This window comes from Streptomyces sp. NBC_01232 (assembly GCF_035989885.1).
Lineage (GTDB): Bacteria > Actinomycetota > Actinomycetes > Streptomycetales > Streptomycetaceae > Streptomyces.
The window spans coordinates 3,371,025-3,390,000 of record NZ_CP108518.1; the positions used below are offsets into that span (position 1 = coordinate 3,371,025).

The following is an 18,976-nucleotide window of genomic DNA, read 5'->3' on the forward strand; positions in this document are numbered from 1 at the left end:
AGCACTGTACGTACACGGGCACGGCAGGTGGGCCCCACCGCAACGGCCATCGTAAGCGAGGACGTGGCCGCGTCGGGAGGTCCGCCGTTCCCGTGAGGGCACGGGTGCCCGGATTGAGAACGTACGGGGGACACCGAAGGTGCCGCATCGCCCGGAGGGATTACCGAAAATACTTCGCCCGCGGTACTGCGACGGCAGCAGAATTCGTTCATGGAGCCCACGACACTGAGCACGGACCGGCTGGTATTGCGTCCTTTCGTCCCGTCCGACGAGGACGAGGTGTATGCGGCGGCCCAGGACGCCGACATCCAGCGCTGGACGCTGGTCCCCTCCCCCTACGAGCGCGAGCACGCGCACGCCTTCGTGAACGAGATCGTCCCGAACGGCTGGAGCGAGGGCACGGCCTTCCCCTTCGCCGTACGTCTGGCCACCGACGGCACCCTGGTCGCGTCCGTCGGCGTGCACGTCCACGGCGCGGAGAGCTACGAGATCGGCTACTGGGCGGTCAAGGAACACCGCGGCCGGGGCTACATGGCCGAGGCCGTCCTGGCCGTCGCCCGCTGGGCCTTCACCGAGCTGGGCGTCGCACGGCTGGAATGGCGGGCCGAGGTCGGAAACACGGGCTCGCGCGCCGTGGCCGAGAAGGCCGGCTTCCGGGTCGAGGGCGTCATGCGGGCCGGCATCGAGCGGCGCGGCACCGCCCGCGACTGCTGGGTCGGCGCCCTGCTCCCCTCCGACCTGGGCCTGTCCTCGGCGATCCCCTACCTGCCGTCTTCCGCCGCCTGAGGCCCCTGCAGAATCCGGTCATGGAGACGATCACTCTGACCACCGATCGCCTCGTGCTGCGCCCTCACACCCCCGAGGACACCGCCGAGGTGCACGCCGCCTGCCAGGACCCCGAGATCCAGCACTGGATCCCGGTACCGGTGCCGTACCGCCGCGAGGACGCGGAGGAGTTCGTCACGGAAACGGTTCCCCGGGGGTGGCGCGACGGCACCGAGTTCAACTTCGCGGTCCGGCTCGGGGCGGGCGGCCCGCTCGTGGCCGCCCTGGGCGTCATCCCGCGCGGCCCGCACGCGCACGAGGTCGGCTACTGGGCGGTCGCCGGGCACCGGGGCCGCGGCTACATGACCGAGGCCGTGCGGGCCGCGGCCCGCTGGGCCTTCACCGAGGCCGGCTGCGTACGCCTGATCTGGCGTGCCGGGATCGGCAACACCGCCTCCCGCGCCGTCGCCGAGAAGGCCGGCTTCGTCGTCGAGGGCGTCCAGCGCGCGGGCATGGAGCACCGAGACACCCTGCGCGACTGCTGGGTGGGCGCCCTGCTCCCCTCCGACCTCGGCCTGCCCTCCCGGCTGCCGTACCGGCCGGCTGCCGGTGACCGGCTCCAGGCTGCGGACGTGGCCCCGCTGTCAGTGGGCGCCCCTAGGCTGCGGGGATGACCTCGCTTTCGCTGTCCGCCGACGAAGCCCGCCGGATCGCCCTGCGCGCGCAGGGCTTCCTGGGGGCGCCCGACCGGCGCGGAGGGGTGCGCGGCGTCCTGCGCAACCTGGGCGCCGTGCAGCTGGACACCATCTCGGTCCTGGCCCGCTCGCACGAGCTGATCCCGTACGCACGACTGGGCGCGGTGGGCCGGGACACCGTGGAGAAGGCCTACTGGTCGGACCGGCACGCCTTCGAGTACTGGTCGCACGCGGCCTGCATCCTGCCGATCGAGGAATGGCCGCATTTCGCCTTCCGCCGCCGGGCCAACCGGATCCGCGGCCACCGCTGGCACATCCTCCAGGACAAGCAGCACTCGACGCGGGCGGTCCTGGACCGGCTGAAGGCGGACGGCCCCCTGACCTCCACCGAGCTGGGCGGCGCCAAGAACGGCGGCGAGTGGTTCGAATGGTCCGAGACCAAGATCGCGGTGGAGTGGCTCCTCGACACCGGCGAGGTGGTGTGCAGCGAACGCCGCAGCTGGAAGCGGGTCTACGACCTCCCCGAGCGGGCCGTGCCCGACGCGCTGCTCCACGACGACCTCGACGACCGCGAGTGCCTCCGGCGCCTGGTGGCCCTGGCCGGCCGCTCCCTGGGCGTCGGCACCCGCGCCGACATCGCGGACTACCACCGCCTCAAGGGCGAGCAGTTCGACGCGGTGGTCGCGGACTCCGGGCTGGTCCCGGTGGAGGTGGAGGGCTGGTCCAAGCCCGCGTGGGCGGACCCGGCGGCGCTCGCGCAGGCTCCCAGGGGCCGCCACCGCACGACGCTGCTGTCGCCCTTCGACTCCCTGGTCTGGGACCGTCCCCGGACGGAGCGGATCTTCGGTTTCACGCACCGCCTGGAGGCATACGTCCCCAAGCCGAAGCGGATACACGGGTACTTCGCGATGCCGCTGCTGGCGGGCGGCCGGCTCCAGGGCCGCGTCGACCCCGCCCGCGAGGGCCGCACGCTGGTCGCCCGGCAGCTCTCCCTGACCTCCCCGAAGGCCGCCGGCCCGATGGCGCAGGCCCTGCGGGAGGCGGCGGAGTGGGTCGGCTGCGAGGACGTACGGGTCGAGCGCGCGAGCTCGCCCGCGGAAGCGGCGGCCGTCACGGCGGAACTGGCCGCGCTCTGAGCCCCGGGGGTGTCCTGCCGGTCGGGCCGGACACCCTCAGTCCGTCTCAGCGGATTTCGAGGATCTTCTCCCGCATCGCGTAGACCACGGCCTCCATCCTGGAGTGCAGCTGCAGCTTCTCCAGAATGTTGCGGACGTGGTTCTTCACGGTGTTCTCGGAAATGAACAACTCCTTCGCGATGTCGCGGTTGTTCATACCGGTGGCCACCAGTTTCAGGACTTCGAGTTCACGGTCCGTCAGCCTCGGCGCGGGCACCAGCCGCCGCTCGTCGGTGCGCTGGATCATCGACTTGAACTCGGTGAGCAGCTTCGACGCCATCGACGGGCTGATCTGCGACTGGCCGTCCGCCACCGCCCGGATCGCCGTGGCCACCTCGTCCGTCGAGATCTCCTTCAGGAGGTACCCGGTCGCGCCCGCCTTGATCGCGTCGTAGAGGTCCGCCTCCTCGTCGCTGATCGTCAGCATGATGATCTTCGCCGAGGGGGCCACCTCCTTGATCGAGGTGCACGCCTCGATCCCGCCGCGCCGGGGCATCCGCACGTCCATCAGCACGATGTCCGGAAGCAGATCGGCCGCCTTGTCCACGGCCTCCGCCCCGTCCCCCGCCTCACCGACGACCTGGATGTCCTCCTCCTGCGCGAGGACGATCTCCAGTCCCCGCCGGAAGAGCGCGTGGTCGTCGACCACGAGCACCCTGATGGGCTCCCCGGCGGGCTCCGCCGCCGGGTCCGCCTCACGGCAGCCCGCGACGCCGTCGTCCCCGCGCACCGGCCCGAAGCTGTCCGCCATCGTTCCTCCCCCTGCATGTGCTCAGCTGCTGGGCCAACCGGACACACACCGCAGCCGGTTGACTGCACGCCATGATTCCATGCCCGCACCACGGCGCGGGGGCCACAAGTGAGCCACCTGGCGCATACCCGTCGCACACCCGTCATGCAGGTGCCCCCGCCCGGGCGCCGGAGCGCCCGTGCGGGGGCAACGAAACGGGTGGTGATCAGCCTCAGCCGCCGAGCGCGCCACCGGCGCCGCCCCGCGGCTCCTCCGAGCTGGAGGCACCGTCGGGGTTCACGTGGATGACGCCGTAGTCATAGGCATGACGGCGGTAGACAACACTGGGCAGCTTCGTCTCGGAGTCGACGAACAGATAGAAGTCGTGGCCGACCAGTTCCATCTCGTACAGGGCCTGGTCGAGGGACATGGGTGCGGCCGAGTGGGTCTTCTCGCGGACGACGAGCGGGCCTTCGCCCTGCACCTCGATGGATCCGATCCGGGTGATCGGCACCCCGTCCGTCTTCTCCTCGGACACCGGCTGGCCGCTGCCGTTCAGCGACGCGACGCCCGGCACCACGTCGGCGACCTCTGCCGCCGAGAGCCGGCCGTTGCCACGGCGGGTGTAACGCTTGTCGTGCTGCTTGCGCAGCCGGGCCTCCAGCTTGTCCTGAGCCAGGTCGAGCGCCGCATACGCGTCGGCGGCGGCAGCCTCGGCACGGATCACCGGGCCCCGCGAACGCAGGGTGATCTCCACGCGGTCGGAACGGTCGGCCTGACGCGGGTTGTGCTCCTTGGACACCTCGACGTCCAAGCTGATCACCTTGGCGTCGAGCTTCTGGATCCGCTCCGGATTCAGCTTCTCGGCCACGTGCTTGCGGAACCGCTCGGGCACCTCGGTCTTGCGGCCCTTGACGACGATGTCCACGCAGAACTCCGTTCCCGGATAGCTCCGCCCGACGGGGCGAAGCGTCTCCCTTTCGCACCAGACTCCGGTGAAGGCCGGAGCCTCGGACTTGGCGACTTTCACCTCCTCCTCCCCCATCGGCAAGATCAACACCCCACCGACTTCGGAGTCGAGAGACAGCCTCCTGAGTTCCTTACAACCGAACATATCCCTCTATGGCGGTTGTCGGCACCCGCTACCGGAATGTACTTCCGACGAAGTGGCTGTTCCCTCTTACTACCTGCAACGATGGGCCTTCCCCGCCAGTTCCAAATCTATTCACAAGATTCTTGTTCTGTGCGAGTTGCTCAAACGCGTGGCGTCCGTTCGATCCGTCTGAACGAGTCCGCCGGCGCGGCGACCACCGCCGCCCGCAGCACCGCCCCCGGGCCCGTGGCCAGCCCCGCGGCACGGACCGCGCGGGCCGCCTCCGCCAGCGTCGCCCCCGTGGTGATGACGTCGTCCACGAGGACGATCTCGGCCCCGTACGTGAGCCGGGCACCGCCCCGGCGCACCGCCAGCGCGCCCGTGAGGTTCTCCCGGCGCTCCCGGGCCCCCAGCCCCGCCTGGTCCGCCACCGCCCGCCGCAGCCGCAGTACGGGCGCCACGCGCGCCGGAACACCGGCCCGCCGCAGCCGCCCCGCGGCCGCCAGGGCGATCCTGCGCGCCGGATCGTGCCCGCGCGCCCGGATCTGCCGCCGCGCCGACGGAACCGGCACCAGAGCCACCTCACCCGCACCGCGGCCCCCGTCCGCGCCGGGCGTCCCGCCCGCGCCCTCCGCCCCGGCCGCCAGGACCGCGCCCGCCAGGGCCGCGCCGAGCACACCGGCCAGCGGCAGCGCCCCGCGCTCCTTGTGCGCCAGCAGGAGGCCCCGTACGGCCCCGTCGTAGCCGGCGCGCGCCCACACCCCCGGAAGCCCCACAGGGCACGGAGACGGCCGCACCGGGCCCGCCCCGGCCCCGCTCAGCCCGTCCCGGCAGTCGGCGCACACCAGCACCCGGACCGCCCCGCAGCCGGCGCAGTCGACCGGCAGGACCAGCCCGGCGAGCTCCTGCCACCACCCCCGCATGGCTCCACACTGACGGGCCGCACCGCGGCGCGCGACCCCTGTGGACAACCGGCGCGGCCCCGGCTCAGCCCGGGTACACCGGAGCCCGGCCGCCCAGCGCCACCGTGCGCCACTGCGCACCCGGCGGCAGCCACACGATCCCGTCCTCCGAGAACGCGACCACCGGCTTCGGCTTCGCCTCGTCCTCCGTGGCCGCGACCGCCACCGCGGACAGCCCGGTGGCCCCGGGCAGGCTCGCCGCGACCATCGACCCGTCGGCCAGCATGTAGCGGGCCTGCTGGACGCCGCCGTTCTCCCGGCCCACCACGAGCAGCCGCCCGCGCGGCGCCCAGCTCATCGCCGTCACGTCCACCATCTGCGGAGCCGCCGGACGCAGCTCGCGCACCGACACTGCGGAGAGGTCCCCCTTGGCGTCGGGCCGCTCGATCCGCCCGACGTAAAGGATCTTGCTGGTTTCGCTCTCCTCCACCAGCAGCGCGATCCGCGCCCCGTCGGCGGACGCCTTCAGCGACGCGATGCGCCGCCCGTCGAGCCCCGCCACCTGCACCTTCTCGGGCGTTCCGGTGCCACCCGGCACCCGCCACAGCGCCGGGGACTGCGGATCCCGGTCCGCCACCCACAGGTCGCCCGAGGCGTCCCAGCTCGGCGCGGTCAGAGTCGGCGCCTTGCCGCCCTTGCCGATCGGCACCGGCGGCGGCATCGGGCCGCTCCCGACCAGCGAGACCACGTACAGCCCGTGACCGTCCTCGGAGACCACCCCGGCGCGCCGCTCGTCGTGCGACACCGCCGCAGAGCTGACCTTGACGACGGGAAGCGCGGCCAGCGGCCCCGGCACCGGTTCGGTGCGGACCTGCTGGTCCTCGCTGCTCACGTCGAGCTTCATCCGGACCAGACGCTTCTCGTTGTCGACGAAGTACTGGAACTCGGGGATCTTGGGCCGGCCCGCGATCGCGGTCGCGCTCACCTCGGTCACCGAGCACAGCGACGACGACTTGTCGTCGGAGCGCAGCAGTTCGACCTGGTCGAGCCGAGAACCCGTCAGGTCCTTGACGGTGTAGAGGAGTTGGGTGGCCATCTTCTTGCACTGCGGCTGCGCGACATTGTTGGCCTTGTCGTTGAGCGGCACGCGCAGCGTGTTCTGCCCGTCGTACGAAAGGGACTTGGTGCCCGTGCGCAGTTCCGTACCGGTGGGGAAGCTGGACTCCACGACCGGTGCGAGCCAGCGGGACGGCCCGGCCAGCAGCGACTGGACGGTCTGCGTGGTCGGGTCCATCCGCGAGTCCGGGTCGGTGCGCTGGCGCACGTAGACCGGGTCGGCGACGAGCGTGCCGCCCGCGAAGTAGTACTTGTTCACCGGCATGTATATGCGCTGGAAGTCCGACTCGCTCAGCACGAGACCGCTCGGCGGGGTCGAGATCCGCCACTGCTTGTCGCCGTCCTGGATGAGCTGGAGGTACTCCTCGTACTCCCTGGCGCCGGTCTGCGGCTGGTACGCACTGTGCTCGTCGACGGTCGCGAGCTTCTTGCCGGTCACCTTCCAGCGGGGCCCGTCGGGGTCCTTCTCGCCCCGGGTCGCCACCCGGTTCAGGCCGGAGGAGAGCACGGTGACGGCGGAGCCGGGCTTCCAGTTCTTCGCGGCGGCCTCGGTGAGGTACTTGCGGGCGGTCTCCAGCTGCGGGTCGTCGCTGGTCATCGCCTCCAGGAAGCCGTCGACGATCTCGGCCGGGCTGGCCTTGTCCGCCGGGGGCACGCCGAACACCCGGACCTGCGAGTCGACGCCCTGCGAGGCCTGCACCGGGCGGATGTCGCCGCTGTCCGGCATGGAGGCGCAGCCGGCCAGCAGCAGCCCGGCCACCCCGAAGGCGTACGCCCGTACGGTGCGCAGGCGTCTGCCCCTCGCCCGCACGGCCCCTGCCCGCGCGTCCAAGGGCTCAGCGTCCATCGGCTCGGTCCTCCTGTTGTGCCTGCTCGGCCGGACGGGACACGACCCGTGCCCCGTTCCCCGGCAGTGCCGTCGGGTCGGCGGGCACCGGCATGGCACCGGCCACGGGCGAACGCGGCGGTATCGGCGAGCGGCCACCGTTGTCGGCGGGCGTACGGTCCGCGGTGCTGCCCGCGGCATCGGCCGCGGCGTCGGCCGCGGCCCTGGCCCGGTTCGCCCGCGAGTCCTCGGGCTCCAGCGGGATGGGCGAGCCCCGCAGCGGCTCGTCCGCCGTGCGCGGCAGGGTCAGGCGGAACTGCGACCCGCCGCCCGGCTCGCCCCAGGCCTGCAGCCAGCCTCCGTGCAGCCGGGCGTCCTCGACGGCGATGGACAGGCCCAGGCCCGTTCCGCCGGTCGTGCGCGCCCGTGCCGGGTCGGCCCGCCAGAAGCGGTTGAAGACGCGGGTGGCCTCACCGGGCTTGAGCCCGACGCCGTAGTCCCGTACCGCGACCGCGACGGCCCCGCCCGCGGACGCCAGCCGGACCACCACGTCGCGGCCCTCGCCGTGCTCCACGGCGTTGACGACCAGGTTGCGCAGCACCCGCTCCACCCGGCGGGCGTCCGCCTCGGCGATGACCGGCTGGGTGTCGCCCAGCACCCGGATCCGGGTGCCCTTGTGCTCGGCGAGCGGCTCGGCGCCGTCGATGACCCGGCGCACGACGTCGCGCAGGTCGATCGGCTCGGCCTCCAGGGCCGCGGCCCCGGCGTCGAAGCGGCTGATCTCCAGCAGGTCCGCGAGGAGCGACTCGAACCGGTCGAGCTGCCCGGCGAGCAGCTCGGCGGAGCGCGCGGTGATCGGGTCGAAGTCGACCCGGGCGTCGTGGATGACGTCGGCGGCCATCCGTACCGTCGTCAGCGGGGTGCGCAGCTCGTGCGAGACGTCCGAGACGAAGCGGCGCTGCATCCGGGACAGCTCCTCCAGCTGCTGGATCTTGTTCTGGAGGTTCTGCGCCATCTTGTTGAAGGCCTCGCCGAGACGCGCGATGTCGTCCTCACCGGTGACCTTCATCCGCTCCTGGAGCCGCCCGGCCGAGAGCCGCTCGGCGATCCCGGCGGCCATCCGGACAGGGGTCACCACCTGGCGCACGACGAGCCAGGCGATGCCGCAGAGCAGGACGACGACGAACAGGCCCGCGGTCACGATGGTGACCTTGATCAGGTTGAGGGACTCCTCCTCCTGGGTGAGCGGGAAGAGGTAGTACAGGTCGTACGGGTCGCCGTTGATGTCCGAGAGCCGCTTGCCGATGACCAGCGCCGGCTCGGGCTCCTTCTTCCCGTCCCCGCTCGTGTACCGGATCTCGGAGAAGGTCTTGAAGGCACCGGTGGCGTGGTTGACGGCCCGGCGCAGGCCCAGCGGCACGCTGGCGGTCGGGTCCACGTTGCCGGAGGCGCGGGCGCCCTTGACGCCCTGCACGCCGGGCAGCGCCTGCTCGCCCGTACCGGCACCGAGCGCGACCACCTCGAAGGCGGTCTGGCCACCACTGGCCAGCTGCTTGACCAGGGAGTTCATCCAGGTACTGGCGTCCCGGCCGACCTTGTTGTCGGTGGCGTCGGGCCCGTCCACCGTGGCCGGGGCGTTCGCCTTCTCCTGCGCCACCGCGAACCCGCCCGCGGCCTGGCTCTGCGCCGCCTCCTCCTTGGCATCGAGGAGACCCTTGCTGACCTGGGCGATGACGACGAAACCCAGGGCGAGGACCACGGCGAGCGAGATCAGCAGGGTGGCCGCGACCACCCGCAGCTGGATGTTGCGGCGCCACAGCCGGACAGCAGGAAGCAGCGGCCGGCGCACGAGGCGCACGCACAGCCGCAGTACGGGGCTGCGCGCCGCTCCGTCCCTCAGCAGCCCGCCGGGACGCAGGTTCCACCGGCGGGGACCGCGGGGGCCCCTGCCGGCCGTGCCGGACGTGCCGGACTGCACGTCAGCTGGGTCCGGCCTTGTAGCCGACACCGCGCACCGTCACGACGATCTCAGGGCGCTCCGGGTCCTTCTCGACCTTGGAGCGCAGTCGCTGCACATGCACGTTGACCAGGCGGGTGTCCGCCGCATGGCGGTAGCCCCAGACCTGCTCCAGCAGCACCTCACGGGTGAACACCTGCCAGGGCTTGCGCGCGAGGGCGACCAGCAGGTCGAACTCGAGCGGGGTCAGCGCGATGGAGGCACCGTCCCGCTTGACCGAGTGCCCGGCCACGTCGATGACCAGGTCACCGATGGCCAGCTGCTCGGGCGCGGGCTCCTCCGAACGGCGCAGACGGGCCCGGATCCGGGCCACCAGCTCCTTCGGCTTGAACGGCTTGACGATGTAGTCGTCGGCCCCGGACTCCAGACCCACGACGACATCGACCGTGTCGCTCTTGGCGGTGAGCATGACGATCGGCACGCCGGACTCCGCCCGGATCAGGCGGCAGACCTCTATGCCGTCCCTTCCGGGCAGCATGAGGTCGAGCAGCACCAGGTCCGGCTTCGCCTCCCGGAAGGCAGCAAGTGCCTTGTCACCGTCCGCTACGAACGACGGCTCAAAACCTTCTCCACGCAGCACAATGCCGAGCATCTCGGCCAGCGCGGTGTCGTCGTCGACGACAAGGACGCGTCCCTTCATGGTTGACATCATCCCATTAGCTAATCGTTACCCGGCGGTGAGCTGTCCCACAGCCAAAAGGGCTGGAAATCGACCCTCGGACCTGCGTGGACACCAGCTCCACCAGTCTGCCCCTGATCGGGTCGACAATTGAAGGTACGGGCAACCGGGACCCCGCGGCACCGCCCGGGCCCGCCCCACTGATCAGGATCGCCCCGAACCGCCCGCCACCGCACCCGATCCGCACCCGATCCGCCGCCCACCCCCTACTCCGTTCGGGCCCCCCACGTGGCACGATGGCAGCGACCAGCGCCCCGCCGCAGCAGGCGCACGTGAAGGAGTGACGATGAACGACTCTCCGGGCTGGGCTAAGCCCGGATCCTCTCCGTCCGACGACGAGCGGCCGGGAACCCCCGCCGACCGTCCGGGCACCGACGGCGGCGCACAGCAGCCCACCCCGCCCGCACAGCCCGCCGGCGACCCGAAGTGGTCCGCCGAGCAGCCGCCGCCCGGTCAGTGGTCGAACCCGGGCACCGGTCAGGCCCCGCAGCCGCCCGCACCCCCGCAGCCCGGCACGGGCTGGGGCGCGTACCCGCAGCAGCCCGGCCAGGCCCCCCACGGCGGCCAGCAGGCCCCGTACGGAGGCCAGTGGGGTCAGCAGAGCCCCTGGGGCAAGCCCCCGGCCGCCAAGCCCGGCGTGATCCCGCTGCGCCCGCTGGGCCTCGGCGAGATCCTCGACGGCGCGGTCGCCACCCTGCGCACCCACGCGCGCTCCGTGCTGCCCATCAGCTTCACCGTGGCCATCTTCGCGGTCCTGGCGATCACGCTGCTCCAGGGCTTCGCGTTCGACCGGCTGAACGAGCTCGACGGCTCCCTGGACAGCAACACGGCCGACCCCGACGACGTCGTCAGCGCCCTTTCGGGCACGCTGGTGGCCGGCGCCGGCGCCCTCGTGATCACCTTCTTCTGCACCATCGTCGCCACCGCCATGCTCACGATGATCTACAGCCGCGCCGTCCTGGGCCGCCCCTCCTCGGTGGGCGACGCCTGGCGCGAGTCCCGCCCGCAGCTGCTCCGCCTGGCCGGCCTGACCGCACTGGTCGCCCTCGGCGGCATCGTGATCATCGCCGTCGGCTTCGTACCGGCCGTCATCGCGGGCGTCGCCGGCATGGGCGCCGGAGGCGTCCTCGCCCTCGCCATCGTCGGCGGCCTGGCCGGCTTCGCCGTCTGGGTGTGGCTGTACGTACGCGTCAGCCTCTCCCCGTCCGTACTGATGCTCGAGCGCAGCACCGTCCTGCGCAGCCTGTCGCGCTCCGACAAGCTGGTCCGCGGCTCCTGGTGGCGCATCCTCGGCATCACGCTGCTCGCCGGCCTCATCGCGGGCGCCGTCGAATTCGTCATCGGACTCCCGTTCAACGTCGTCGCGCTGATCAGCGAGGGCGTCTCCGGCGGCTTCAGCGCCGACTCCGGCGTGGCCATGAGCTGGACGTACCTGACCATCATCGGCATCGGCTCGGTCGTCGCGATGACCATCACCCTGCCCTTCAAGGCCGGCGTCTCGGTGCTCCTCTACGTCGACCAGCGCATCCGCCGCGAGGCCCTCGACCTGGAGCTGGCCCGCGCCGCGGGCCTCGAGAACTACGGCGGCGTACCCGGCTCCACCCCGGACGCCCCCGGCGCACCCGGCACCACGCCCCCTCCAGCCGGAAGCTGATGCGATGACCAGCCCGGGGGGACTGCCCATCAGCGAGACACCACCGGTGACGACACCGCGCGACGCCGCCCGCGAGGCCGCCGAACGCGAACTGTCCAAGCCGATGTACCACGAGAACGACCCCGGTCTGCTGGAGCGCGCCCTGCGCAGCTTCCTCGACTGGGTGGACGACCTGTTCAGCTCCGCCGCCGGGGCGACCCCCGGCGGCACCCTGGGCATCGTCGTGATCGTCCTGCTGACCGCGGCGGCCGTGGCACTGCTGTGGTGGCGCCTCGGCACCCCCTCCAAGGCCCCCGCCGGCGCTGGCGCCCTGCTGGGCGAGCGGATCCGCAGCGCGGCCGACTACCGCACCGAGGCCGAGGCCCACGCCGCCGCCGGCCGCTGGACCGAAGCCGTGCAGGCCCGGATGCGGGCCCTCGTCCGCTCCCTGGAGGAACGCACCCTGCTGGATCCCCGCCCCGGCCGCACCGCCGACGAGGCCGCCGCCGAGGCAGCGGTCACCCTGCCGGGCCACGCCGCGGACCTCCGTACGGCCGCCCGCGCCTTCGACGACGTCACCTACGGCGGCCGCGCCGGCGACCCGGCCATGTACGCAACGCTGCGCGACCTCGACACCGCCGTCGAACGCACCCGCCCCGCCCTGTCCCGAACGGGGGTCACCGCATGACGGCCCCCCACGGCCCCGCACCCGCGGGCCGCGCCGCCGGCACGACGCGCCCTCAGGAACCGGACGCACCCGGCCCGGACCGAGACCCGACCACCCCGGCGACGCCCAGCACCTCCACCGCCCTCGGCGCCGCCGCCATCTGGCGCCGCGCCCGCGGCCTCCTCCTCGCCCTCGGCATGCTCATCGCCACCGGCGTCGCGCTGGCCGCCTTCAACTCCGGCGAGAACCTCGGCGCCCTCGACCCCCGGTCCGCCGACCGCAACGGCAGCCGCGCCGTCGCCGAACTCCTGAAGGAACGCGGAGTGACCACCCGGGTGGTGACCCGCACTCAGGACGCCGTCGACGCCGCCGGCCCCGACACCACCCTGCTCGTGGCCAACCCCGAACTCCTGTCGCCCCGGCAGCTGTCCGAGCTCAAGGCCGCCATCGACCTCTCCGGCGGACGCACCGTCCTCGTCACACCGGGCCGCACCACCCTGACCGCCCTCGCCCCCGGCGTCCAGGCCCGCCGGGCCGCCCCCGGCGAAGTCCGCGAACCCGCCTGCGCACTGCCCGCAGCCCGCTCCGCCGGATCCGCCGAGACCGGCGGCCGCATCGGCTACCGCACGGACGACCCCAAGGCCACCGCCTGCTACCCGGACGGCGACCACGCCACCGTCCTGCTCCTGCCGGCCCACGCCGACGGCGACACCGTCCTCCTCGGCTCCGGCCGCATCCTGGAGAACGAGCACCTCGCCGCCCAGGGCAACGCCTCCCTGACCCTGCACACCCTCGGCAGCCGCCCCCAGCTCGTCTGGTACCTGCCCTCCCCCGCCGAAGCCATCGAGTCCGGCGGCGCCGAGGGCGAGGACAAGACCCTCTTCGAACTCATCCCGGCCGGCTGGACCTGGGCCGTGCTCCAGCTCTTCGTCGCCGCCGTCCTCGCCGCCCTGTGGCGCGCCAGGCGCCTGGGCCCCCTCGTCACCGAGAAGCTCCCCGTCGCCATCCGCGCCTCCGAGGCCACCGAGGGCCGTGCCCGCCTCTACCGCAAGGCCGACGCCCGCGACCGCGCCGCCACCGTGCTGCGCGCCGCCACCCGCGAACGCCTGGCCGCACTGGTCGGCGTACCGCACACAAGGGCCCACGACCCCGCGTCGCTGGCCCCTGCCGTCTCCGCCCGCCTCACCGGCGAGCCCCGGGACGTGACCGCCCTCCTCTTCGGCTCCACCCCCTCCGACGACGCGGCACTCGTCGCGCTCGCCGACCACCTCGACGCCCTCGAAAGAGAGGTCCGTACGTCATGACGTACCCGGCCACCGAGTCCACGGCTGTGACCGCGGACAGCGCCCGCGCTTCCCTCGAAGCGCTCCGCACCGAGATCGGCAAGGCCGTGGTCGGTCAGGACTCCGCCGTCACCGGCCTCGTCGTCGCACTCCTGTGCCGCGGCCACGTCCTCCTCGAAGGCGTCCCCGGCGTCGCCAAGACCCTCCTGGTGCGTGCCCTGGCCGCGTCCCTGGAACTCGACACCAAGCGAGTCCAGTTCACCCCGGACCTGATGCCGAGCGATGTCACCGGCTCGCTCGTCTACGACGCCCGCACCGCCGAGTTCTCCTTCCAGGACGGCCCGGTCTTCACCAACCTCCTCCTCGCGGACGAGATCAACCGGACCCCTCCCAAGACCCAGTCCTCGCTCCTCGAAGCGATGGAGGAGCGCCAGGTCACGGTCGACGGCACCCCCCGCAAGCTGCCCGACCCCTTCCTCGTCGCCGCCACCATGAACCCGGTCGAGTACGAGGGCACGTACCCCCTCCCGGAAGCCCAGCTGGACCGCTTCCTCCTCAAGCTCACCGTCCCCCTACCCTCCCGCGAGGACGAGATCGGGGTCCTGACCCGCCACGCCGCCGGCTTCAACCCCCGCGACCTGCACGCCGCGGGCATCCGCCCGGTCGCCGGCCCGGCCCAGCTCGAAGCCGCCCGCCGCGCCGTCGCCGAGGTCTCCGTCTCCCCCGAGATCGCCGGCTACGTCGTCGACATCTGCCGCGCCACCCGCGAATCGCCGTCCCTCACCCTCGGCGTCTCCCCCCGCGGCGCGACCGCCCTGCTGGCCACCGCCCGCGCCTGGGCCTGGCTCACCGGCCGCGACTACGTCACCCCCGACGACGTCAAGGCCCTCTCCCTCCCGACCCTGCGCCACCGCGTCCAGCTGCGCCCGGAAGCGGAGATGGAGGGAGTGACGGCGGACGCCGTCATCACGGCGATCCTCTCCCACGTCCCCGTCCCCCGCTGATGGCCCTCACCGGACGCGCCGCCCTGCTGGCGGCCCTCGGCAGCATCCCGGTCGGCATCCTCGAACCGAGCTGGACCGGGATGCTCGCGGTGAACGGCCCGATCGCCCTGGCCTGCGCGATCGACCACGCCCTGGCAGCGCCCGTACGCAGCCTCGTGCTGGCCCGCTCCGGAGACACCTCGGTCCGCCTCGGCGAGACGGCGGACGTCCACCTCACCGTCACCAACCCGGGCAGCCGCAAGCTGCGGGCCCGGGTCCGCGACGCATGGCCCCCGAGCAGCTGGGTCCCGGGCACGGAGGCAGCGGCCTCCCGCCACGAGGTGGTCGTCCCCGCGGGCGAACGCCGCCGGCTGACCACCCGGCTGCTCCCCACCCGCCGCGGCGACCGCCAGGCCGACCGCGTCACGATCCGCTCCTACGGCCCCCTGGGCCTGTGGGCCCGCCAGGGCTCCCACGTGTCCCCCTGGACGGTCCGGGTCCTGCCGCCCTTCACCAGCCGCAAGCACCTCCCGTCCCGGCTGGCCCGCCTGCGCGAACTGGACGGCCGTACGAGCGTCCTGACCCGCGGCGAGGGCACCGAGTTCGACAGCCTCCGCGACTACGTCCCGGGCGACGACACCCGCTCCATCGACTGGCGCGCCACGGCACGCCAGAACAAGGTGGCCGTCCGCACCTGGCGCCCCGAACGCGACCGGCACATCCTCATCTGCCTGGACACCGGCCGCACCTCGGCGGGCCGCGTCGGCGACGCCCCCCGCCTGGACTCCGCCATGGACGCGGCCCTGCTCCTCGCCGCCCTGGCCACCCGCGCCGGCGACCGCGTCGACCTCCTGGCCCACGACCGCCGCCCCCGTGCCCAGGTCCAGGGCCGCTCGGCCGCCGACACCCTCCCCGCCTTCGTCAACGCGATGGCCCCCCTGGAGCCGGAACTGGTCGAGACGGACTCCCGGACCCTGGTCTCCACCATCCTCCGCAGCGCCCCGCGCCGGTCCCTGGTGGTCCTTCTGACGAGCCTGGACGCGGCCCCGATCGAAGAGGGCCTGCTCCCCCTGCTTCCCCGCCTCACGCAGCGCCACACGGTCCTGCTGGCCTCGGTGGCCGACCCCCATGTCGCGACCATGGCGGGCTCGCGCGGCACGGTGGACGCGGTCTACGAGGCCGCCGCCGGCACCCAGACCCAGTCCCAGCGCCGTCGCACGTCCGACCAGCTCACCCGCCACGGCGTCCACGTGGTCGACGCCACCCCGGACACCCTGGCCCCGTCCCTCGCCGACGCCTACCTGGCCCTGAAGGCGGCAGGCCGCCTGTAGCAACCAGGCTGGATGCGCTGACCGGGGCACCCACCAGGAACACCTTGGCCGACCCTCACACCGGGTTGACCAAGGTCCCCGACCTCATGGTCATCGCGGAAGAGGACACGGACGACACGGCGAAGGTCGTCAACTCCCGCGATGTCCTGATGGTGGTGGAAGTCGTGTCCCGCACGAACTCCCTCACCGACATCCGCGGACCGTCGGCCGCTGGACGCTCGACACGCGCAGCCTCAAGAGCTACCCCGTCGACTGGTGAAGCGGCGCACGGCCTTACCCCAGGCAGCGACCGATCGGGCCGTAAACGCAGAAAAGCCCCGCACCATAAGGTGCGGGGCTTTCCCACAATGATTGTTCGGCGGCGTCCTACTCTCCCACAGGGTCCCCCCTGCAGTACCATCGGCGCTGAAAGGCTTAGCTTCCGGGTTCGGAATGTAAACCGGGCGTTTCCCTAACGCTATGACCACCGAAACACTATGAAATTTGAACGCTGGTGTTTTCACAGCTGTTCGTTATTTCAGAACTAACACAGTGGACGCGAGCAACTGAGGACAAGCCCTCGGCCTATTAGTACCAGTCAGCTTCACCCGTTACCGGGCTTCCACATCTGGCCTATCAACCCAGTCGTCTACTGGGAGCCTTACCCTCTCAAGGAGGTGGGAATACTCATCTTGAAGCAGGCTTCCCGCTTAGATGCTTTCAGCGGTTATCCCTCCCGAACGTAGCCAACCAGCCATGCCCTTGGCAGGACAACTGGCACACCAGAGGTTCGTCCGTCCCGGTCCTCTCGTACTAGGGACAGCCCTTCTCAATATTCCTACGCGCACAGCGGATAGGGACCGAACTGTCTCACGACGTTCTAAACCCAGCTCGCGTACCGCTTTAATGGGCGAACAGCCCAACCCTTGGGACCGACTCCAGCCCCAGGATGCGACGAGCCGACATCGAGGTGCCAAACCATCCCGTCGATATGGACTCTTGGGGAAGATCAGCCTGTTATCCCCGGGGTACCTTTTATCCGTTGAGCGACGGCGCTTCCACAAGCCACCGCCGGATCACTAGTCCCGACTTTCGTCCCTGCTCGACCCGTCGGTCTCACAGTCAAGCTCCCTTGTGCACTTACACTCAACACCTGATTGCCAACCAGGCTGAGGGAACCTTTGGGCGCCTCCGTTACCCTTTGGGAGGCAACCGCCCCAGTTAAACTACCCATCAGACACTGTCCCTGATCCGGATCACGGACCGAGGTTAGACATCCAGCACGACCAGAGTGGTATTTCAACGGCGACTCCACAACCACTGGCGTGGCTGCTTCAAAGTCTCCCACCTATCCTACACAAGCCGAACCGAACACCAATATCAAACTGTAGTAAAGGTCCCGGGGTCTTTCCGTCCTGCTGCGCGAAACGAGCATCTTTACTCGTAGTGCAATTTCACCGGGCCTATGGTTGAGACAGTCGAGAAGTCGTTACGCCATTCGTGCAGGTCGGAACTTACCCGACAAGGAATTTCGCTACCTTAGGATGGTTATAGTTACCACCGCCGTTTACTGGCGCTTAAGTTCTCAGCTTCGCAACCCCGAAAGGTCACTAACCGGTCCCCTTAACGTTCCAGCACCGGGCAGGCGTCAGTCCGTATACATCGCCTTACGGCTTCGCACGGACCTGTGTTTTTAGTAAACAGTCGCTTCTCGCTGGTCTCTGCGGCCACCCCCAGCTCACGGAGCAAGTCCGATCACCAGTGATGGCCCCCCTTCTCCCGAAGTTACGGGGGCATTTTGCCGAGTTCCTTAACCATAGTTCACCCGAACGCCTCGGTATTCTCTACCTGACCACCTGAGTCGGTTTAGGGTACGGGCCGCCATGAAACTCGCTAGAGGCTTTTCTCGACAGCATAGGATCATCCACTTCACCACAATCGGCTCGGCATCAGGTCTCAGCCTTAATGAGGGACGGATTTGCCTACCCCTCGGCCTACACCCTTACCCCGGGACTACCACCGCCCGGGCTGGACTACCTTCCTGCGTCACCCCATCGCTTACCTACTACCACCTTGGGTCAGCGGCTCCACCACTTTCCTTTCCCCGAAGGGTCCGGAACGGCTTCACGGCTTTAGCATTAGAGGATTCGATATTGGGCGTTTCAAAGCGGGTACCGGAATATCAACCGGTTGTCCATCGACTACGCCTGTCGGCCTCGCCTTAGGTCCCGACTTACCCTGGGCAGATCAGCTTGACCCAGGAACCCTTAGTCAATCGGCGCACACGTTTCTCACGTGTGTATCGCTACTCATGCCTGCATTCTCACTCGTGAACCGTCCACAACTAGCTTCCGCTGCTGCTTCACCCGGCACACGACGCTCCCCTACCCATCACAGCGGGCGTTGGCCCTATTGCTGCAATGACACGACTTCGGCGGTACGCTTGAGCCCCGCTACATTGTCGGCGCGGAATCACTTGACCAGTGAGCTATTACGCACTCTTTCAAGGGTGGCTGCTTCTAAGCCAACCTCCTGGTTGTCTCTGCGACTCCACATCCTTTCCCACTTAGCGTACGCTTAGGGGCCTTAGTCGATGCTCTGGGCTGTTTCCCTCTCGACCATGGAGCTTATCCCCCACAGTCTCACTGCCGTGCTCTCACTTACCGGCATTCGGAGTTTGGCTAAGGTCAGTAACCCGGTAGGGCCCATCGCCTATCCAGTGCTCTACCTCCGGCAAGAAACACACGACGCTGCACCTAAATGCATTTCGGGGAGAACCAGCTATCACGGAGTTTGATTGGCCTTTCACCCCTAACCACAGGTCATCCCCCAGGTTTTCAACCCTGGTGGGTTCGGTCCTCCACGAAGTCTTACCTCCGCTTCAACCTGCCCATGGCTAGATCACTCCGCTTCGGGTCTAGAGCGTGCAACTCAATCGCCCTATTCGGACTCGCTTTCGCTACGGCTTCCCCACACGGGTTAACCTCGCTACACACCGCTAACTCGCAGGCTCATTCTTCAAAAGGCACGCAGTCACGACCGTTGTTCCGAAGAACAACGGCGACGCTCCCACGGCTTGTAGGCACACGGTTTCAGGTACTA

General features: G+C 70.5%; 14 protein-coding genes and 2 rRNA genes (1 of these 16 running past the window's edge). 8 read left to right on the plus strand and 8 right to left on the minus strand.

The window, feature by feature from the left end; all coding sequences use genetic code 11:
* Positions 1 to 210: 210 nt before the first annotated feature.
* The 3 genes from OG444_RS15575 to OG444_RS15585 are packed head-to-tail and all read left to right on the plus strand — an operon-like array spanning position 211 to position 2,596.
* Positions 211 to 786, plus strand: a complete 576-nt coding sequence (locus OG444_RS15575) for a GNAT family N-acetyltransferase (protein WP_327262746.1) — start codon at positions 211 to 213, stop codon at positions 784 to 786.
* Between the two features lie 20 nt (positions 787 to 806).
* Entirely contained in the window at positions 807 to 1,439 is a 633-nt protein-coding gene (locus tag OG444_RS15580; protein ID WP_327262747.1) for a GNAT family N-acetyltransferase, read from the plus strand.
* Positions 1,436 to 2,596, plus strand: a complete 1,161-nt coding sequence (locus OG444_RS15585; RefSeq protein ID WP_327262748.1) for a winged helix-turn-helix domain-containing protein — start codon at positions 1,436 to 1,438, stop codon at positions 2,594 to 2,596. Before OG444_RS15580 ends, OG444_RS15585 begins: the two co-directional genes overlap by 4 nt.
* Before the next feature lie 46 nt (positions 2,597 to 2,642).
* Here OG444_RS15585 and OG444_RS15590 read toward each other — a convergent pair whose 3' ends face one another.
* The 6 genes from OG444_RS15590 to mtrA form a co-directional block, all read right to left on the minus strand.
* A complete protein-coding gene (locus OG444_RS15590; protein WP_327262749.1) occupies positions 2,643 to 3,386 on the minus strand; it encodes a response regulator transcription factor in 744 nt (247 codons plus the stop codon).
* Between the two features lie 211 nt (positions 3,387 to 3,597).
* On the minus strand, positions 3,598 to 4,293 hold the full coding sequence (gene hpf / locus OG444_RS15595; protein WP_327266796.1) for a ribosome hibernation-promoting factor, HPF/YfiA family: 696 nt from the start codon (positions 4,291 to 4,293) through the stop codon (positions 3,598 to 3,600).
* 326 nt (positions 4,294 to 4,619) lie between these two features.
* Complete coding sequence (locus OG444_RS15600) at positions 4,620 to 5,381, minus strand: ComF family protein (RefSeq protein WP_327262750.1); 762 nt, start codon at positions 5,379 to 5,381, stop codon at positions 4,620 to 4,622.
* Between the two features lie 64 nt (positions 5,382 to 5,445).
* Entirely contained in the window at positions 5,446 to 7,323 is a 1,878-nt protein-coding gene (locus OG444_RS15605) for an LpqB family beta-propeller domain-containing protein (protein WP_327262751.1), read from the minus strand.
* Positions 7,313 to 9,280, minus strand: coding sequence for an MtrAB system histidine kinase MtrB (mtrB, locus tag OG444_RS15610; RefSeq protein ID WP_405789139.1), 1,968 nt, complete (start codon positions 9,278 to 9,280; stop codon positions 7,313 to 7,315). The genes OG444_RS15605 and mtrB overlap by 11 nt, the downstream gene beginning before the upstream one ends.
* Position 9,281: 1 nt before the next feature.
* Positions 9,282 to 9,971 (minus strand): two-component system response regulator MtrA, encoded by a 690-nt coding sequence (gene mtrA, locus OG444_RS15615; protein WP_189747360.1) that lies wholly within the window; start codon positions 9,969 to 9,971, stop codon positions 9,282 to 9,284.
* A gap of 313 nt (positions 9,972 to 10,284) precedes the next feature.
* On the opposite strand from mtrA, the gene OG444_RS15620 reads away from it, so the two are divergent.
* From OG444_RS15620 to OG444_RS15640, 5 genes are read left to right on the plus strand one after another with little or no spacing between them, the layout of a single operon-like run.
* The gene (locus tag OG444_RS15620) at positions 10,285 to 11,652 is read left to right on the plus strand and encodes a hypothetical protein (RefSeq protein WP_327262752.1); all 1,368 of its coding nucleotides are present in this window, start codon (positions 10,285 to 10,287) and stop codon (positions 11,650 to 11,652) included.
* Between the two features lie 4 nt (positions 11,653 to 11,656).
* Positions 11,657 to 12,319 (plus strand): DUF4129 domain-containing protein, encoded by a 663-nt coding sequence (locus OG444_RS15625; RefSeq protein ID WP_327262753.1) that lies wholly within the window; start codon positions 11,657 to 11,659, stop codon positions 12,317 to 12,319.
* Positions 12,316 to 13,602, plus strand: a complete 1,287-nt coding sequence (locus tag OG444_RS15630) for a DUF4350 domain-containing protein (RefSeq protein ID WP_327262754.1) — start codon at positions 12,316 to 12,318, stop codon at positions 13,600 to 13,602. Before OG444_RS15625 ends, OG444_RS15630 begins: the two co-directional genes overlap by 4 nt.
* Positions 13,599 to 14,585, plus strand: coding sequence for an AAA family ATPase (locus OG444_RS15635; protein ID WP_327262755.1), 987 nt, complete (start codon positions 13,599 to 13,601; stop codon positions 14,583 to 14,585). The genes OG444_RS15630 and OG444_RS15635 overlap by 4 nt, the downstream gene beginning before the upstream one ends.
* Positions 14,585 to 15,895, plus strand: a complete 1,311-nt coding sequence (locus OG444_RS15640; protein ID WP_327262756.1) for a DUF58 domain-containing protein — start codon at positions 14,585 to 14,587, stop codon at positions 15,893 to 15,895. The genes OG444_RS15635 and OG444_RS15640 overlap by 1 nt, the downstream gene beginning before the upstream one ends.
* Before the next feature lie 353 nt (positions 15,896 to 16,248).
* On the opposite strand, the gene rrf is transcribed toward OG444_RS15640, so the two are convergent.
* Together rrf and OG444_RS15650 are read right to left on the minus strand one after the other, a co-directional pair.
* Positions 16,249 to 16,366: ribosomal RNA gene (rrf, locus tag OG444_RS15645) — 5S ribosomal RNA — on the minus strand.
* Between the two features lie 76 nt (positions 16,367 to 16,442).
* Positions 16,443 to 18,976, minus strand: a 23S ribosomal RNA gene (locus OG444_RS15650); it runs 589 nt beyond the window's last position.

What these genes read in the sequence shown, in the direction of transcription:
- OG444_RS15575 (WP_327262746.1), top strand. Translation starts at nt 211, where the DNA reads ATGGAGCCCACGACACTGAGCACGGACCGGCTGGTATTGCGTCCTTTC.
- OG444_RS15580 (WP_327262747.1), top strand. Translation starts at nt 807, where the DNA reads ATGGAGACGATCACTCTGACCACCGATCGCCTCGTGCTGCGCCCTCAC.
- OG444_RS15585 (WP_327262748.1), top strand. Translation starts at nt 1,436, where the DNA reads ATGACCTCGCTTTCGCTGTCCGCCGACGAAGCCCGCCGGATCGCCCTG.
- OG444_RS15590 (WP_327262749.1), bottom strand. Translation starts at nt 3,386, where the DNA reads ATGGCGGACAGCTTCGGGCCGGTGCGCGGGGACGACGGCGTCGCGGGC.
- OG444_RS15600 (WP_327262750.1), bottom strand. Translation starts at nt 5,381, where the DNA reads ATGCGGGGGTGGTGGCAGGAGCTCGCCGGGCTGGTCCTGCCGGTCGAC.
- OG444_RS15605 (WP_327262751.1), bottom strand. Translation starts at nt 7,323, where the DNA reads ATGGACGCTGAGCCCTTGGACGCGCGGGCAGGGGCCGTGCGGGCGAGG.
- mtrA (WP_189747360.1), bottom strand. Translation starts at nt 9,971, where the DNA reads ATGATGTCAACCATGAAGGGACGCGTCCTTGTCGTCGACGACGACACC.
- OG444_RS15620 (WP_327262752.1), top strand. Translation starts at nt 10,285, where the DNA reads ATGAACGACTCTCCGGGCTGGGCTAAGCCCGGATCCTCTCCGTCCGAC.
- OG444_RS15625 (WP_327262753.1), top strand. Translation starts at nt 11,657, where the DNA reads ATGACCAGCCCGGGGGGACTGCCCATCAGCGAGACACCACCGGTGACG.
- OG444_RS15630 (WP_327262754.1), top strand. Translation starts at nt 12,316, where the DNA reads ATGACGGCCCCCCACGGCCCCGCACCCGCGGGCCGCGCCGCCGGCACG.
- OG444_RS15635 (WP_327262755.1), top strand. Translation starts at nt 13,599, where the DNA reads ATGACGTACCCGGCCACCGAGTCCACGGCTGTGACCGCGGACAGCGCC.
- OG444_RS15640 (WP_327262756.1), top strand. Translation starts at nt 14,585, where the DNA reads ATGGCCCTCACCGGACGCGCCGCCCTGCTGGCGGCCCTCGGCAGCATC.